This window comes from Streptomyces sp. CHD11 (assembly GCF_018638295.1).
In the GTDB taxonomy this organism is placed as follows: Bacteria; Actinomycetota; Actinomycetes; order Streptomycetales; family Streptomycetaceae; genus Streptomyces.
In genome coordinates this window covers 357,669-373,283 of the sequence record NZ_JABTTS010000010.1, presented here as the reverse complement: position 1 = coordinate 373,283, position 15,615 = coordinate 357,669, and the positions used below count along the sequence as shown (strand labels likewise).

12 protein-coding genes and 1 pseudogene are annotated in these 15,615 nt (G+C 73.9%); 7 read left to right on the top strand and 6 right to left on the bottom strand.

What is annotated here, in order from left to right; all coding sequences use genetic code 11:
• Positions 1-177 precede the first annotated feature (177 nt).
• Entirely contained in the window at positions 178-822 is a 645-nt protein-coding gene (locus HTV45_RS14615; RefSeq protein WP_215206165.1) for a hypothetical protein, read from the top strand.
• A 133-nt stretch (positions 823-955) separates the two neighbouring features.
• Positions 956-1,744 (top strand): IclR family transcriptional regulator, encoded by a 789-nt coding sequence (locus tag HTV45_RS14610; protein ID WP_215206164.1) that lies wholly within the window; start codon positions 956-958, stop codon positions 1,742-1,744.
• A 20-nt stretch (positions 1,745-1,764) separates the two neighbouring features.
• Here the strand turns inward: HTV45_RS14610 and HTV45_RS14605 are convergent, their stop codons facing one another.
• The 4 genes from HTV45_RS14605 to HTV45_RS14590 all read right to left on the bottom strand — a co-directional run bounded on the left by HTV45_RS14605 (position 1,765) and on the right by HTV45_RS14590 (position 9,723).
• Positions 1,765-6,417 carry a hypothetical protein gene (locus tag HTV45_RS14605; protein WP_215206163.1) on the bottom strand — a complete coding sequence of 1,551 codons (4,653 nt, stop codon included), beginning with the start codon at positions 6,415-6,417 and terminating at the stop codon, positions 1,765-1,767.
• A gap of 35 nt (positions 6,418-6,452) precedes the next feature.
• Complete coding sequence (locus HTV45_RS14600) at positions 6,453-7,337, bottom strand: hypothetical protein (protein ID WP_215206162.1); 885 nt, start codon at positions 7,335-7,337, stop codon at positions 6,453-6,455.
• A 49-nt stretch (positions 7,338-7,386) separates the two neighbouring features.
• A complete protein-coding gene (locus tag HTV45_RS14595) occupies positions 7,387-8,913 on the bottom strand; it encodes a hypothetical protein (RefSeq protein ID WP_215206161.1) in 1,527 nt (508 codons plus the stop codon).
• A 105-nt stretch (positions 8,914-9,018) separates the two neighbouring features.
• Positions 9,019-9,723: a GntR family transcriptional regulator gene (locus tag HTV45_RS14590; protein ID WP_215206160.1), complete on the bottom strand. Its 705-nt coding sequence runs from the start codon at positions 9,721-9,723 to the stop codon at positions 9,019-9,021.
• Positions 9,724-9,884: 161 nt separating this feature from the next.
• Between HTV45_RS14590 and HTV45_RS14585 the strand changes: the two are divergent.
• The 4 genes and pseudogenes from HTV45_RS14585 to HTV45_RS14570 all read left to right on the top strand — a co-directional run.
• Positions 9,885-10,397, top strand: a pseudogene (locus HTV45_RS14585) (DUF1445 domain-containing protein); the annotation flags it as partial.
• 38 nt (positions 10,398-10,435) lie between these two features.
• Positions 10,436-11,194 (top strand): LamB/YcsF family protein, encoded by a 759-nt coding sequence (locus HTV45_RS14580; RefSeq protein WP_215206159.1) that lies wholly within the window; start codon positions 10,436-10,438, stop codon positions 11,192-11,194.
• Positions 11,191-11,850 carry an allophanate hydrolase subunit 1 gene (locus HTV45_RS14575; protein WP_215206158.1) on the top strand — a complete coding sequence of 220 codons (660 nt, stop codon included), beginning with the start codon at positions 11,191-11,193 and terminating at the stop codon, positions 11,848-11,850. The genes HTV45_RS14580 and HTV45_RS14575 overlap by 4 nt, the downstream gene beginning before the upstream one ends.
• The gene (locus tag HTV45_RS14570; protein ID WP_215206157.1) at positions 11,847-12,713 is read left to right on the top strand and encodes a biotin-dependent carboxyltransferase family protein; all 867 of its coding nucleotides are present in this window, start codon (positions 11,847-11,849) and stop codon (positions 12,711-12,713) included. Before HTV45_RS14575 ends, HTV45_RS14570 begins: the two co-directional genes overlap by 4 nt.
• A gap of 335 nt (positions 12,714-13,048) precedes the next feature.
• On the opposite strand, the gene HTV45_RS14565 is transcribed toward HTV45_RS14570, so the two are convergent.
• Both HTV45_RS14565 and HTV45_RS14560 read right to left on the bottom strand, forming a co-directional pair.
• Positions 13,049-14,467, bottom strand: a complete 1,419-nt coding sequence (locus HTV45_RS14565; RefSeq protein WP_215206156.1) for a HEAT repeat domain-containing protein — start codon at positions 14,465-14,467, stop codon at positions 13,049-13,051.
• Between the two features lie 300 nt (positions 14,468-14,767).
• Complete coding sequence (locus HTV45_RS14560) at positions 14,768-15,160, bottom strand: ankyrin repeat domain-containing protein (protein ID WP_215206155.1); 393 nt, start codon at positions 15,158-15,160, stop codon at positions 14,768-14,770.
• 260 nt (positions 15,161-15,420) lie between these two features.
• Between HTV45_RS14560 and HTV45_RS14555 the strand changes: the two genes are divergently transcribed.
• Positions 15,421-15,615, top strand: a complete 195-nt coding sequence (locus HTV45_RS14555) for a hypothetical protein (RefSeq protein ID WP_030221445.1) — start codon at positions 15,421-15,423, stop codon at positions 15,613-15,615.

Sequence of the window (15,615 nt, the reverse complement as noted above, 5' to 3'; positions counted from 1 at the left end):
GCCGAATTCTTTCCCATCCGGGAATCTTCACAGCGTGCTGTTCGTCCTTCTCTGTGGGAAATGGGGGCGGAATCGGCCACAGGAGCCGCGTCCCGTACCCGGGCGGCGTAAAACAGCGCAAGCCGGGCAGCCACTGGGGAGTCGGGTCTTCGGACATGGGCGAGTGGTCTGCTGGCGATGGGGAGTGACACGGTGATGGGCACGGCGGAGCGGCGCGAAGCGCCCGAAGAGGACGCGGCGGTACAGGTGGCGTCGCGGCCGGACGCAGGCGGGCCGGGTCGCGGGACACCCGTGGCCGGGCGCGTACCGGCCGGCGGGCAGGCCGCCGCGACGACCGCGCACGGCGGGGCTCGGGCGAACCGGGGGCCGGATGCGGGGCGGACGGCCCCGGGGGACACGGGTGGATCCGTCGGCACCCGCGAGCGGGCACCCCACCGGACGCTGTGGGTCGAGGAGCCGGCGCGGCGACGCCGGCTGCCCGATCCGGTGCGTACGGCGGCCGTGCGGGCGGTGATCGTCATCGCCGTGACGCTGATTCAGGCCATGGTGGCCTTTCTGTGCACACTGGCCGGGTCCTGGCTGGCGTTCCCCATGGTCATCAGCAGCGTCGTCAGTACGATTCTGGCCACCTGGGCGGCGCTGGACGTGTGGGTGACCCGCCAGGTCTGGAACCAGCGCCATGGGGTGGTGTCCATGCCCAGCAGCACGGCGCGCGCCCTGCGACGCGAGCGGCACCGCGCCCGCCGTCAGGAGCGGTCCGCTCAGCGTGCCCGGACTCGAATACGCCGGCGCGGCGGAGCCGGGCAGCTGTCGCACCCCTGAACCGTGCGGGAACCCGTGCGGTGCGGACTTGCCGGCGCCGTCGCGAAGCGGGCTCTCGGTACCCTGAGGGTTCCGCACGGCGCGCACGCGCGCGTCCTGCGCAACTGTCCGACGGATGACGAGAGCCGGATCCATGACCCGCGCGCGGAACGAGCCCGGGAAGGGCACGACGAGTGCCGTTCAGTCCGTGGACCGCGCCGTGAGCGTTCTGGAGATCCTCGCCCGGCACGGCGAGGCGGGCGTCACCGAGATCGCCGGCGAGCTGGGGGTGCACAAGTCCACCGCTTTCCGGCTGCTCGGTGTGCTGGAGAACCGGGGTCTGGTGGCTCAGACCAAGGACCACGGCAAGTACCGTCTGGGGGCCGGCGTACTGCGTCTGGCGGGGGCGGCCGCGCTGCGGCTCGACATCTCGCAGGAGGGGGTCCCGGTGTGCCGGGACCTCGCGGACGAACTGGGCGAGACGGTGAACATGGCGGTGCCGGACGAGGACGCGGCCGTCTACATCATGCAGGCCCGCGGCACGGCGTCGGTCACGGCGCAGAACTGGCTCGGCCGGCGCACTCCGCTGCACGCCACGTCCAGCGGCAAGGTGTTTCTGGCCCATATGCCGCCCGTCCTGCGGGAGAGCCGCCTCAGCGGCCCGCTGCACCGGTTCACGGAGCACACGATCACCGAGGCACCGGTACTCCGCGGTGAACTGGAGAAGGTCTTCGAGCGGGAGTACGCCGTGACGCTGGAGGAGCTGGAGGTGGGCCTCGCCGCCGTCGCGGCTCCGGTCCGCTCGCACGACGGCTCGGTGATCGCGGCGATCAGTGTCTCGGGGCCGGTGTACCGGCTCACGGCTGAGCGGCTGCCCCGGCTGGGCGACCGGACGGCGGCAGCGGCGGCGGAGCTGTCCCGGCGGATGGGCTACGGCTTCTGAGCCGCCGGGACGACGCCTGATCAGCCGTTCGCCGCGGCGGGCCGCTTGAACATACGGGTCGCGGTGATCTCGCTGTGAGCCTCCTCGGCCGGGTCCTGCTGGGGCAGTCCCGGCCGCAGGTGCTCCTCGACGCTGATGTACTTCAGGCCGGCCCGCAGGTCGGCGTCATTGCGCAGCCGGATGACCAGCGGGAACTCGGCGAGTGCCGTCGTGTCGAAGAGGCCGGTGGTGTACAGCAGCTGGACGCCGAGCGCGTCGGCGACCGCCCGCTGGAGCTCCAGCAGATAGGTGGCGTTGGCGCGGCCGATGGGGTTGTCCAGGAACAGCGTGCCCGCGTGCCGCTGCTTGTCCCGGCCGCGGTCGTTGGAGCGCAGGGCGGCCATCGTGCAGTACAGGGCGATGGCGGCGGTGAGCAGCTGCCCGCCGGAGAACACGTCGCCCATCTGCCCGACGGGCACCCGCTCGGCCCGCAGGACCGCGTCCGGCTTGAGGATCTCGACGGCGACACCCTTCGGCCGGAGAGCGGCGGCGACCCCTCGCAGCAGCAGGGACATGCCGTCGCGCCGCAGGTCGGAGTTCTTCTTGACGGCCGCCCGGGTCGCCTCGTCGATGACCTCCCCGAGGCGCTCGGTGAGGGTGGCCTGGTCGGGTTCCTCGAAGCGGATGCGCAGGAACTCCTGCCCGGACCACTCGCCCAGGCCTTCCGGCAGCCGGGACAGCCGCTGGGCCGACCGGAGGGTGGCGAGGGCGGACTCGACCAGCCCCCGCAGCCGGTCCACGATCGAGTCGCGGTTGCGCTCCAGTTGCTCCAGCTCGTCGGTGAGCACCCGGAGCCGGGGGGCGAAGGCGTCGGCCCACTTCTGCGCGTGCTCCGGCAGCGCGGAGGCGGGCAGCTCCCGGATCTGCTGGCGCGCGGGGGTGCGGACCTGCTCGTACCGCGTGGAGTTGGCGTGCCGGACGAGGACGTCGCTCGCCTCGCGCACGGTGGATTCCGCGGCGGACAGATCGGCGGCGCAGCCCCGCAGGGAGCGGCGGGCCTCGGCGGCGGACTGCCGGGCCTCGTCCAGTCCCCCCGGGTAGGGCTCGGGCTGCTCCTGCTCCTCCTCGGACGTGTTCTCGCGCAGCAGGTCGCGGAGCATGGCGGCGATCTCTTCGAAGCCACCGGCCGCGTCCTCGGCGGTCCGGTGCGTGCCGAGGAGTTCGACGTGGGCGTCCCGGGCCCGCTGCGAGGCCTCGCTGCGGGAGGCGAGCTCGGTGGCAGCGGTGCGCAGCAGCGCCTGTGCGTGCCCGGCGTCGCGCGGGATGAGCTCGTCGGGCAGCCCGGTGTGCGCCCCGCCGTCCTGGGCCGCGAGCCGCTCCGCCTCGCCCCGCAGCCGCCCGAGCTGCTCGCTCGCTGCGGACATCCTGGTCTCCAGGAGCTGCACCAGCTCCTCGGCGCGGGCCGCGGCGGCCTGCCGGCTGGGCCCGTCGGAACCGTCGGGCGACTGGAGCAGCTGCTCCGCGCGGGTACGGACCTTGTTGCTGAGCCGGTCCAGATCCGCGCGGGCGGCGCTCTCGTCGCTCTCCGCGCGGGCCTGTTCGGCGCGCAGGTCGGCGCCGACGCCCACCTGTTCGTACAGCTGGGACGCGGCCCGGTAGGCCTCGCGCAGGGCCGGCAGGGACGCCTGGGGTGCCGGGGTGCCGTCCTCGGGTACGTCGTCGGGGGCGCCCGCGATCTCGGCGCGCTCGGCGCGCAGCGCCCGGGCGGTGCGCCGGGCGTCGTCGGCGGCGCGCTGGGCGCCGCGGCGGTCCTCGTCGGCGGCGCGCGCCCGTTCCAGACAGGTGCGGGCGTGGGCCTCCGCCTCGGTCGCGTCGTCGGCCAGCTCACGCAGTCTGACCTGCCAGCCGGCCCGTTCACGCAGCCGGAAGGCGAGTCCCGCCAGGGCGTCGGCCGCGCGCCGTGCCCGCTGCGCGGCCTCCTGCCGATCGTCACGGACCCGGGTGGCCTCGGCGGCGGCTTCCTCGGCCTCTGTCCGCAGGGTGCGCGCCTCGGCCAGTTCGGCCTCCGTCTCCTCGGCGAACGCCCGTGCCTGGTGCGCCGTGCCGGCCATCTCCGTGAGCCGCCCGGCGGGGCAGCCGGTGCGCCAGGAGGCGAGCCGGGCGGCGAGTTCCCGGTCCTTGGCGAGCCGGGCGGCGAGGGCGCGGATCTCCTCGTCCCGCTCGGTCGCCCGGGCGCGCAGCGTCTGCCGTTCCTCGTCGGCGGCGTGCTCGTCGTGCATGGCCGGGTTCGGCGGGACGAGGAAGACGTCACCGGTGTCCGTGCCGGGGGCCGGTGTGGGGGCGAGCAGGGCCCCGGCGGTCCCGACGGCGACGGCGGACCGGGGCAGCAGGGCGGCCTCGCTCAGCGCGTCGCGGGCGCGCAGGTGCGAGTCGGGGTCGGTGATGATGACGCCGTCGACCAGTTCGGGGCGGGCGGCCAGCACACGCGCGTGGTCGGCCGGGTCGACTGCCTGGGCGAGGTAGCGCCACCCGGGCAGGGCCGGGATGCCGTGCTCACCGAGGAACTCGACCGTGGCCAGTACATCCGGGCCCGGGGGGAGCAGTCCGCCGTCGCCGAGGGCGCCGAGGATCCGGGCATCGTCCGCGGCGGCGGTCCGCAGGTCGAACAGCTGCCGTTCGGCGGAGGTGACGGCCTCGTCGAGCAGTTCGCGCAGTTCGTCGCCGAAGCGGTCGAGTTCAGCGGCGGTCAGGGCGCCGTCGGCGGGCGAAGGCCCGGGGGCGGAATCAGCCGTGGCGCGGTCGGTGTCCGCGCGCTGCCCCGGAACCCCGGTCCGCTGTCCGGCGGGAGCTCCCGGCAGGCTGAGCAGTTCGGCGAGCCGCTGCTCGGCCGCGAGGGCCTCGGCGGTACGGCGCTCGCCCTCGTGGGCGCGCTCGGCCGCCGCGGCCGCGTCCGCCGCGCGGGCCGCGGTGAGTTCCGCGCGGCTCTCGGCGGCGGCCGCCTCTCGTGCGGCCTCCGTGGTCCTGCGGGCTGTCTCGCGGGCGGAGTCCCAGGCGGCGACCGCCGTCTTCTCGGCGTCGCTGGCCGCGAGGGCGGCCCGCGCGGGGTCGGCGTCGGGGGCGCTGTCGTCGAGCCAGCCGGCGCGCACGGCTTCGGCGGTCTCCTGCTCGACCTCGGTGAGCCGCTGCCGCAGGTGTCCGATCTCGCTGCGGGCCCGCTGTGCCTCGGTGGCGGCGGCGGTGGAGTCGCGGTGGGCGGCGTCGCCGGTCTCCTGGAGCGCGGCGGAGCGCTCCTCCTCCTCGTTGGCGAGGTTCTCGGCGTTCTGCGCGGCGGCGTGCAGGGCGCGCACCAGGTCGACGGCGGCGGCGGCGCGGGCGGCGAGCGCGGGGGCCGCGTCGCGCTCGGCCTCCTGGATCGCGGCGGACACCCTCGCCGTCCGGTCGGCTGCCGCGCGGTGGCGCAGCACGGCCTCGGCGGCCTGCCAGGAGGAGTAGAGGGTCCGCGCGTCGGCGAGTTCGCGCTTCTGGGCGGCGGCGGACTTCTCCGCGGCGGCGAGCGCCAGGGAGGCGTGCCGGTAGGCGAGTTCGGCGGAGATCAGCGCGCTGTGCTCGCGCGCCGACTCGGCGTGGGTGACGGCGTTCGCGGCGGCGGTGACCCGTCCCGCCAGGTCGGCGGCGCGGACGCGTTCCTGTGCGCCGCGTGCGGAGAGACGGCGGGCGAGGGTGCGGGTGCGGCGCTCGGCGGCGGTGTGGATCTCCCGCGCGCGGGCGCGGGCCCCGGCGGCCTCGACGATCCGGCCCAGCAGATCGGCGGAGCCGGCGGTGAAGTCCCGTTCGGCGATCAGTTCGGCGCGGCGGCCCAGCTTGTTGCCGAAACCGCCGACCAGGTCGGCGAGTCCGTCGGTGTCGCGGGTGTCGGTGACGGCACGCAGCAGCAGGTCGGTGAAGTCCGAGTCCTTCTTGACCGCGAAGAGGCCGGCGGCCTCGCCCTCGTCGGCGTTCATCTCCCGCTGGTAGCGGAAGAGTTCGGGGTCGAGGCCCAGGTCGCCGAGGTGTTCGGTCCAGCGCTCGTGGGTCTCCTCCCAGTGCACCTCGAGGTGCGGGTAGGTCCTGCCCGCCTCCGTGAGGGCGTCCCGGAAACCCTTCATGGTGCGGCGCCGTCCCCGCGCGCCCGACTGCCCCTCGGCGGACCGTCGGACGGCCGTCGACTCGGCCACGGGGAGGTTGTCCAGGCCCAGTCCCGGTCCGGGGCGCAGGGAGTACCAGGCCTCGGCGAACTTCCGCGGGTCGCTGGAGACCTGGCGGCCCCGCCACTCGCTGACCTTGCCCACGACCACGCACTCTCCGGTCTGCACATGCTGCCACTCCAGCGCCACATGGCCGCAGTCGTCGGCGAGCAGGAACTTGCGCAGCACACCGGAGCTGGCGCCGCCGAGGGTGTTGCGGTGCCCCGGGAGCATCACGGAGAAGATCAGCTTCAGCAGGACCGACTTGCCGCCGCCGTTCTCCAGGAAGAGCACTCCGGCGGGGGCGGGACGGCGCGGCGGGCCGACGGGTTCCTCCTGGAAGAACTCCGCCTGCGCCGGTGCGGGGTCCGGCACCGCGCCGCCGACGCCGCGCAGGTCGAGCACGGTGTCGGCGTAGCGCGCGCCGGCCGGCCCGATGGAGTAGAGGCGGACCCGGGACAGCTCGTACATGGCGGACTCTCGTGAGGCTTCGTGAAGTGGGGGGCTCAGGCGGAGTGGAACGGCAGGCCGGCGTCGGCGACCAGTTCCAGGTCGTCGGCGTCCTCCGGCGGCAACAGGGTGGGGGTGCCGTCGGTGACCGGGACGATGCCCAGCTCCAGCAGTTCGGCCAGGGCGGCGCTGCCCGCCATGTCACGGACCTGGAGCTGGTAGCGGGCCGTGGTGCGGTAGGTGCCTCCGCTGTCGTCGCCGGTGCGCTGGAGGAAGCCGGACTCGGTGAGGAAGGTGACGGCCTTGGCGACGATGCCGGTGGTGGAGCCCGCGAGCCTGCGCGCGTCCTTGGTGGCCCCGGCGGCGCTGCGTCTGGCCCAGATCCGCCAGGCGGCCTCCAGTCCGGGGGCGTCGCTGGCCGGGTCGGTGTTCTCCCCCTGCTCGGCGGCCCGCTCCTCCAGCCGGTGGCAGGCCTGGCGGACGAAGGCGTCGACGCCGTTGACCGTGACGCGGCCGATGTAACCGTCGTCGGCGAGGTCCTCGGGGCGGGGGAAGGCCATGGCGGCGACGGCGAGATGGGCCAGTCCGTGGAGGAACCGGTCGCCGCCGTCGGCGGAGGTGCGGCGCGCGTAGTCGCCCATGCGGACGGCGAAGACGGAGTCCTCGGCGGCGGTGACGGCCATGCCGGCACGCGGGGACACCTCCAGCACGATCAGTCCGAGGCCGGTGGCCACCGCGTCGGTGAGCCGCGCGAACGGCGGGTCCTCACGGTAGCGGCGCAGCAGGTCGGCGTACTCCTGGTCGCGGGCGGGCTGGAGCCTGGGCTGGAGTCCGAAGGCGACGAGCCGCGCGGCGTCGGCGGCGTCGGCGGGTGTGACGGCGGTGCTCACCGGTGCGGCCGCGGCCTCCGGCTCACTCCACTCGGCGTGCTGCTCGGTCACGGTCGGGACTCCTCGCTCGGGGAAAACTCGGTACGGGCTGCAGCCTCGGTCATGCCGCCTCCGTCCGGTCCGCGGCCATGCCCGCCGCGTCCAGCAGGGCTGTGCCGACGATGAGGTCGGCGCCGCCGAACTCGGGGTCGTCGAGTTCGGTGCCGTCGTCCACCGCGAACAGCAGCTTCCGTTCGCCCTGGCGGTAGGCGGTGCCGAAGGGCGGGCTGGCGGCGTGGACGGCCAGCAGGGCGACGAGGTAGGGAAGTTCCGGGTCCCGGCGGCGGGCGTCGGCGAGCAGGCCGGAGAGCCGGCGCGGCGCGTCGGCCGGCAGGTCCAGCAGCGACGTGGCGGCGGTCAGCTGTTCCTCGCTGAAGCGGCTGTCGTCGGGGGTGGCGATCAGGTCCGGTTCCGGCATCTCGGCGCCGAGGTGCTCCCGCTCCACGGGTGGCGTCAGCAGGATCTCCACGAGATCGGCCATCCGGACCGACACCGGGGTGCGCAGTCCGGTGCCGTGGGTGAAGAAGGCGTCGGTGACCCGGGACGCCCGCTCCACGGGCAGCGGGAGCAGGGGGGCCAGGAGGTGGCCGTAGAGGTCGGTGCCGGAGGTCCGGGCGGGGGCGGAGAAGGCCTGCCGGTCCTGTTCGGCGCGGAACAGCGGGCCGGCCTCCAGCAGCCGGGACTGCAACTGCGTGTGGCGCCGGATGCAGTCCTTGACGATGTCCACCAGCTCGGCGGCCCGGCGCTTGTGCTCCAGGTCCTCGGACTCGTCGCGGGCCTTGCGGATGTTGGTGAGGATCGCGTTCTCGTGGCGGTAGCGGTCCGCCACGTGGTCGAGGGCCTCGGTGATCATGTCGGGTACGGTGCTGAGCCAGTCCACCGCGCGGACGTTGCGGCGGGTGGCGTCCAGTGCCCGGCGCAGCGTCTCGGAGTACTGCACGGTCCGGTAGCGGGCCTGCTCCGCGGCGAGCTGGGCGTCGGCGAGCCGGCCACGGCTGATGAGCACCTCGAGCTTGACCTCGGCGGCGATCTGCGCGCTGGTGACGTCGGTGTCCAGGGCGCCGACCAGCACGTTGACGGCTTCGTCGGTGGTCCGCAGGTACACCGTGCCGCCGGGGCCGGGGACCTCCTCGATCAGTTTGAAGTCGTAGTCGCGGCGCACATAAGTGCCGTCCGCCCCGAAGACGCCGTACACCGCGCGGAAGCCGCGGTCGACGCTGCCGACGTTGATCAGGTTCTCCAGGACCCAGCGGGCCACCCGTTCGTGCTCGGCGGCCGGTCGGCGCGGGGCCTGGGCGGCGATGCGCGGGATGAGCCTGGCCACTATCTGGTCGTGATCGGCACCCGTGTCGAAGTCCATGTTCAGCGTGACCAGGTCGATGGCGGCGAGGGCGATTTCGGCCATCTGGTACACCGAGTACTCACCGGCCAGGTTGGCCTTGCGCGTGTCCAGGTCGTGCAGGGGCGCGGTGCACGCGAGCGCGCGCAGCCGCCGCGCCAGACCCTCGTCGGCGGCCGGACCCGGCGCGGGCCGCGGCCCCGCGCTGAGCTGGGGCGGAACGCTGTCCGTCGATGCAGGCGAAGTCACGGTGCACAGACTAGGTCCTCGGTCTGACAACAACCCAAACGAGGCAGATGGGCCCCGGCGTCACGGTTGTCGCACCGCCGCCGGGCGCCCGGGCGGGGACGGGGCTCAGCCGCCCTGCCCGTCCTCCCCCACCCGGCGCCGGTACACCTCCACCACCCGTTCGAGCGAGACGTCGAGGTAGGTCCCGAGCAGCTGCTCGGCCTTCTCCCGGTCACCGGCCTGGAGGCTCTCCAGGATCGTGACATTTCGCGTGATGTACGGTTCGTGCAGCTTCCTGGGCTCGTCCACCACATGGAACGCCAGGCGCAGTTCGGCGAAGACGCTGCGCATCAGCTCGTCCGTGCGCTCGCTGGCGGCGAGTGCCACCAGTTCCCGGTGGAAGTGGATGTTGGCCGTACCGACGGCGTTCCAGTCACCCTCGCGCGCCGCCCGGCGCCCCTGTTCGACCGCCCGGGCGAGCGCGCCCAGCGCGTACGGCGGGTCCCCCAGGCCGCGCACGACGGCACCTTCCACGAGCCGGCGGGTGCGGTAGATGTCCTCCACGTCCTCAACGGTCAGCACCCGGACGAACACGCCCCGGTTCATCTCGTGGACGAGCAGGCGTTCGTGCGTGAGCAGCCGGAACGCCTCGCGCAGCGTGTTGCGGGAGACCCCTAGCGCGCCTTTGATGCTGTCCTCCGACAGCCGGGTGCCGGGCGGGAAGTACCCCTCGGCGATCCGGCTCCTGAGGATGTCCGCGACCCGCTCGGCGGTGCTGGTACGACCCAACAGGGCCCGGTCGTCGGCCAGTCCGCTCAACTGCTCCGTCATGCCCGGAATTCAATCGCACGCGGAAGAACGAGACAACACGGGTATTGAAGGATTGTTCAACGATCCTCTACCTTGCTCTGCACGGCACGGCTCATCCCTTCCAGCACCCTCCGTCCCCCTCTGCGAGGTGCCCATGAGCGCGAATCCTCCACCGAAGGCACGGGCAGTTGGTGGACGAGCCGACAGACGTGCGGGCGTACTGGCGCGGTGATCTGGTGTCCTTCCTGATCGGCTGCAGCTTCACCTTCGAATCGGCGCTGACGGCCGCGGGGGTCCCGGTCCGGCACCTTGAGCAGGGCCGCAACGTTCCCATGTATGTGACGAGTTGGCGGTGCCGTCCGGCGGGGCGGCTGCGGGGACCGATGGTGGTGTCCATGCGGCCGGTGCCGCCCGGCCGGCTGTCCGCGGCGATCCGGGAGAGCAGCCTGCTGCCCGCGGTGCACGGCGGTCCCGTGCACTGCGGCGACCCGTCCGGGCTGGGCATCGACGACCTCGGCCGGCCCGATTTCGGCGACCCGGTGGACTTCGAGCCGGACGACATCCCGGTGTTCTGGGCCTGCGGGGTGACCCCGCAGGCCGCGGTCATGGCCTCCCGTCCGCCGTTCGCCCTCACACACGCACCGGGACAGATGTTCCTCAGCGACGCCCGGGACGAACAGTTCCGCGTGTTGTGACGGATTCGCGAGGCACGAACAGGAGAAGCGAAGAACCCATGACGTCCATCGATCTGAACGCCGACCTCGGCGAGGGCTTCGGCCGCTGGCGGCTCACCGACGACGAGGGGCTGTTGTCCGTCGTCACCAGCGCCAATGTGGCCTGCGGCTTCCACGCCGGGGACGCGGTCACCATGCGCCGGGTGTGCGAGCTCGCGGCCGAGCGCGGGGTGCGGATCGGCGCCCAGGTCGCCTACCGGGACCTGGCGGGGTTCGGGCGGCGGGCGATGGACGTGCCGCCCGACGAGCTGACGGCCGAGGTCGCCTACCAGATCGGCGCCCTGGAGGTGTTCGCGCGCGCGGCGGGCTCCCGCGTGGCCTACGTCAAACCGCACGGGGCGCTCTACAACCGGGTGGTGGACGACGAGGAACAGGCCCGCGCGGTCGTGGACGGTGTGGTCCTCGCGAACGCCGGGCTGCCGGTCCTCGGCCTGCCCGGATCCCGTCTGCTGGAGCTGGCCGGGAAGGCGGGCCTGCCGGCGGTGCCGGAGGCGTTCGCCGACCGGGCGTACACGGACGACGGCACCCTGGTGCCCCGCGGTCAGGAGGGCGCCGTACTCACCGGTGCGGAGTCCGTCGTGGCACGCTCGCTGGATCTGGCCCGCCACGCGGAGGTCGGCGCGTATTCGGGACGGCGTATCGGGGTGCGGGCGCGTTCCCTGTGCCTGCACGGCGACACACCCGGCGCGGTGGAGCTGGCGCGCCGGGTGCGTACCGCGCTGGAGACCTCCGGGGTCCGGGTGGAGGCGTTCGTATGAGGGTGCTGCCCGTCGGCGAGGACGCCCTGCTCGTCGAGGTCTCCTCCGGCGAGGAGGCCCAGGCGCTCCACGCGGAACTGCTGCGGCGCCGCGCGGAGGGCTCGCTGTCCGTCGGCGAGATCGTCCCCGCGGCCCGAACGGTGCTGCTCGACGGCTTGGCCGAGCCCGCCGGGGTGGCCGCCGGACTGACCTCCCTGGCGCTGCCGCCGGTGCCCCCGCCCGCGGCGCGGACGGTCGAGATACCGGTGCGCTACGACGGGCCGGATCTGGCCGATGTCGCCGCGCACTGGGGTGTTCCCGTGCGGGAGGTGTCCCGTGTCCACGCGGAGACCGCATTCCGTGTCGCCTTCTGCGGATTCGCGCCCGGCTTCGGCTACCTCACCGGGCTGCCGGCACGCTACGACGTACCGCGTCGGCCGACTCCCCGCACGGCTGTCCCGGCCGGCTCGGTGGCGCTCGCGGGTCCTTACACCGGGGTGTATCCGCGCTCCTCGCCGGGCGGCTGGCAGCTGATCGGCACGACCGACCTGGTGCTGTGGGATCACGCGCGGGTGCCGGCGGCCCTGCTCTCCCCCGGCACCCGCGTGCGCTTCGTACCCGTGGCGCCGGCAGTGACGGAGACAGCGACGGCGACGGCGGCGGAGCCCGCGGTATGACGGACCGTGCGCTCGCCGTCGTACGGGCGGGTGCCCTGACGACGGTGCAGGACCGCGGCCGTCCCGGCCACGCCCACCTGGGCGTACCCCGTTCCGGGGTGCTGGACGGGCCGGCGGCGGCCCTCGCCAACCGGCTGGTGGGCAACACGCCGGAAGCTGCCGTCCTGGAGACGACCCTCAACGGCTGTTCCGTAAGTCCTCGTTCGACGGTCACGATCGCGGTCACAGGGGCTCCCTGCGCGGTGACCGTGGACGGCGGCCCGGTCGCCTGGGGTGCTCCCGTACGGGTGCGCGCCGGGTCCGTCCTGGACGTCGGGCCGGCCGTGTCCGGGGTGCGCGCCTATGTCGCCGTGTCCGGTGGCCTCACGGTCGAACCGGTGCTCGGCAGCCGTGCCACGGACCTGCTCTCCGGCCTCGGCCCGGCCCCCCTCACGGACGGTGCCGTCCTCCCTCTCGGGCCTCCGGGCCGGGCGCACGCGCCCGTGGACGCCGCCCCGCAGCCGGCTCCCCCGGCCGAACTCCTGCTGCGCGTCGCCCTGGGCCCGCGCGACGACTGGTTCACCCCGGAGGCGGTACGGCTCTTCACGTCGCGCACCTATCGCGTGTCACCGGCGAGCAACCGCATCGGGCTGCGCGCGACCGGGCCGGCCCTGGAACGGGCGAGGCGGGCGGAACTCCCGAGCGAGGGCGTGGTGCTGGGAGCGGTGCAGGTACCGCCCGACGGCACGCCGGTGGTGTTCCTGGCCGACCATCCGACCACCGGGGGCTACCCCGTGATCGCGTGCGTGCGCCGCGCCGATCTCCCTGCCGCCGCCCAGGCCGCGCCCGGCACACCGGTCCGCTTCCTTGTCGCACGTCGCTGAGATCCCGGGGACGCCGTCCGGCGGACGGCGGCGTCTGCGGCCCGTACGCGTGGCAGGCCCGCCGCGTACGGACCGGCGTGCGGCGCGTTCGGTGGCGCACATCACGCGCGTCGGTGTGCGCGGTGCGGATCCCGGGAGAGCCGGCGGGGCACCGGGCGTCCTGTCCGTCGGCCCCGGGTTGTGCGGCGACGGCGGCGTCGCGTGCCTCCTGCCGCGCGGGAGCACGCTGGAGCACGCCGGGAGGAGTGTCGCCTTCCTCACCGCGGGGCCGGGCGGCGTCCGCCCGCGTCCGGGCCGCGTGTCGTCCGCCGGTCACGCCGCGTGGGCGCCGGCGCTCACACCGTGGTCTCCTCGGGGCCGATCCGGCCGCGTACGGCGGTCTGGACCTCGGCCTCCTCGGCGGGGTCGGCGGCGAGCCGCCGCAGACGGTCGACGACCCGGGTGTCGCCGGTCTCGGCGTGCCGGGCGGCGATCTCGCGGGTGGTCTCCTCGCAGTCCCAGAGGCATTCGACGGCGAAGCCGGTGGCGAAGGAGGGGTCGGTCGCGGCGAGGGCACGGGCGGTCCTGCCCCGCAGGTGGGAGGAGGCGGTCTCGCGGTAGACATGGCGCAGTACGGGGGCCCCGGCCGCGATGCCGAGCCGTCCGGCGCCGTCCACGAGGGTCCACAGGGTGGGAGCGTCGGGGCCCTCGCCCCGTACGGCCTCCCGGAGCGCGGCGAGGACCAGGTCGCGGTCCTGGAGGCCGCCCCGGCAGGCGAGGACCCGGCCGGCGGCGGCGCCGAGCGGGTCGGGCCGGTGGACCCAGCCGCGCGCCCGGTCCACGGCGGCGAGACTGCGCATGCGTTCGAAGGCGTCGACGGCTGCCTCCACGACGGGCGCGGAGCCCGTGGCCACGGCGCGCTCGATCAGCGCGAGGGCGTCGGGATCGTCGCTGTCGGCGAGGTGGCGCAGGGCGGTGCACCGGGCCCCCTCGGTGCCGTCCTCGGCGGCCCGGAGGATCTCGGGCCGGTCCTCGGGGCCCGCCACGGCGGACAGACAGCGGGCGGCCGGGACATGGAGCGCGGCGCCGCGCTCGATACCTTGCTGAGCCCATTCGAACACCGCTCGCACGCTCCAGCCGGGGCGCGGTCCGGTGGGGCGCATCTGCCGCTGCCAGCGGTCGAAGCAGCCGGTCTCCTGGGCGCGGCGCACGCGCGTGGCGATGGACTGCCGGGGGTCGTCGGCCCAGAGCCGCCAGGGGCGTGGCTCGAAGGCGTCGCGGACGGTGGCGGCCAGCTCGGCCTCGCCCTCGGCGTCGGTGGTGAACCGTGCCAGGACCGGCGCGGCCAGGGCCCGCAGGCCCGCGTCGTCGTCCCGGAGCGCGAGTTCGTCCAGGGCCCAGGCCCAGTTGGTGCCGTGGGCCGCGTACCGGCGCAACAGCTGGAGGGCGTCCCGCCTGCCGTAGGAGGCGAGGTGGCCGAGGACGGCGAGGGTCAGGCCGGTGCGTGACTCGTCGGTGTCGAGGACGTCCCCGGAACCGAAGAGGTGGGCCTCGACCTCGTCGAGTTCGCCGTGCAGATCGAGGTAGAGGCGGGCGTAGTAGAGGGAGCGGTTCTCCACCTGCCAGTCGTGGCGCGGGTCGCGCAGCACACAGTGGTTCAGCGCCGCGAGCGCTTCGGATCGCGGGGCGGTGAGCGCGTGCAGTGTGCCGTCGCCGCGGCCCCGCTGGAGCAGGCCGAGCAGCGTACCGCTGGGCGCTATGACCGGATCGAACATGGGAAACAGCCTCACATCAAGCGTCGACGCAACCGGGGACCTGCATTACCTGGCCGCGTGACGACACGTCGGGGCGCCCGCCGTTTCCTGCTTGCTGTAGACCATCTCTCTCTGCCTCTCGTCGGTGGCCCATGCGGGCCGCATCACGGCCCGCGCGGTGCGGCAACACCTGCCCAGCCATCGCGTCCGTGAATCACGTCGTCATGATGACCCGGCGGTCACATCTACCGCGACCGAAATTTCGGCGGCCCTGTACCGCCTCCCCCGTTTTCCGTGTCGTCGCTGGTCGGAGCAGGTCACCTAGTGCTCGCCGAACAGCTGGAGTACTTCTGTCCGGCCGAACATCCGGGCCGTGTCGACGGCCGAGGGGGTGCCGGCGGACGGGTCGGCGCCGCCCTCCAGCAGGACCTCGGCCACGCCGGTCTCCCCCTTGAAGACCGCCCCCGCGAGTGGTGTCTGGCCCCGGTCGTTGACGCGGTCGGCGTCGGCGCCGCGCTCCAGCAGCGCGCGCACCGCGTCGGCGTGGCCGTGGTAGGCGGCGAGCATCACGAGCGAGTCGCCCCGGTCGTTGGTGAGCTCGGCCGGGACGCCCGCGTCGACGTAGGCCACGAGCTCCTCGGTGCGGCCGCGCCGGGCCAGGTCGAAGATCTTGGTCGCCAGCTCCACGACCTCGGGGTCGGGGGCTTCAGTCATCGCCGGACCGCCTCTCACTGCACTTCACGCGTCGGGGACAGGACGTACGTCTGCGAGCGGTGCAGAGCCGTACGGGTGAATCGCCAGCGTACTGGCTCGCGCGGCACATGACCCGACGCGCCCGAGGTAATGATCACGGCGGCCCCGCCCGGGGTGTCATCAGGAAGAATCAGCCCAGTTGCACCTTTTATCGTATAGATACATTCTGTGATCCTGGAAGTACTCATGGTGACTGTCCCCCGCGAACCAGGAGAACTCACATGATCGTCTCGATCTCATGCGTGGTGCTGCTCGGCGTCGTCGTCTTCATCTTCTTCCGCAAGGACGGACTGAAGGCGTCACACGCCCTGGTGGCGATGCTGTTCGGCTTCTATCTGGCCAGCACGGCCATCGCACCCAGCATCAAGGCGGGCGGTGAGAGCCTGGCCGGCCTCCTGGGCGGGTTCAAGTTCTGA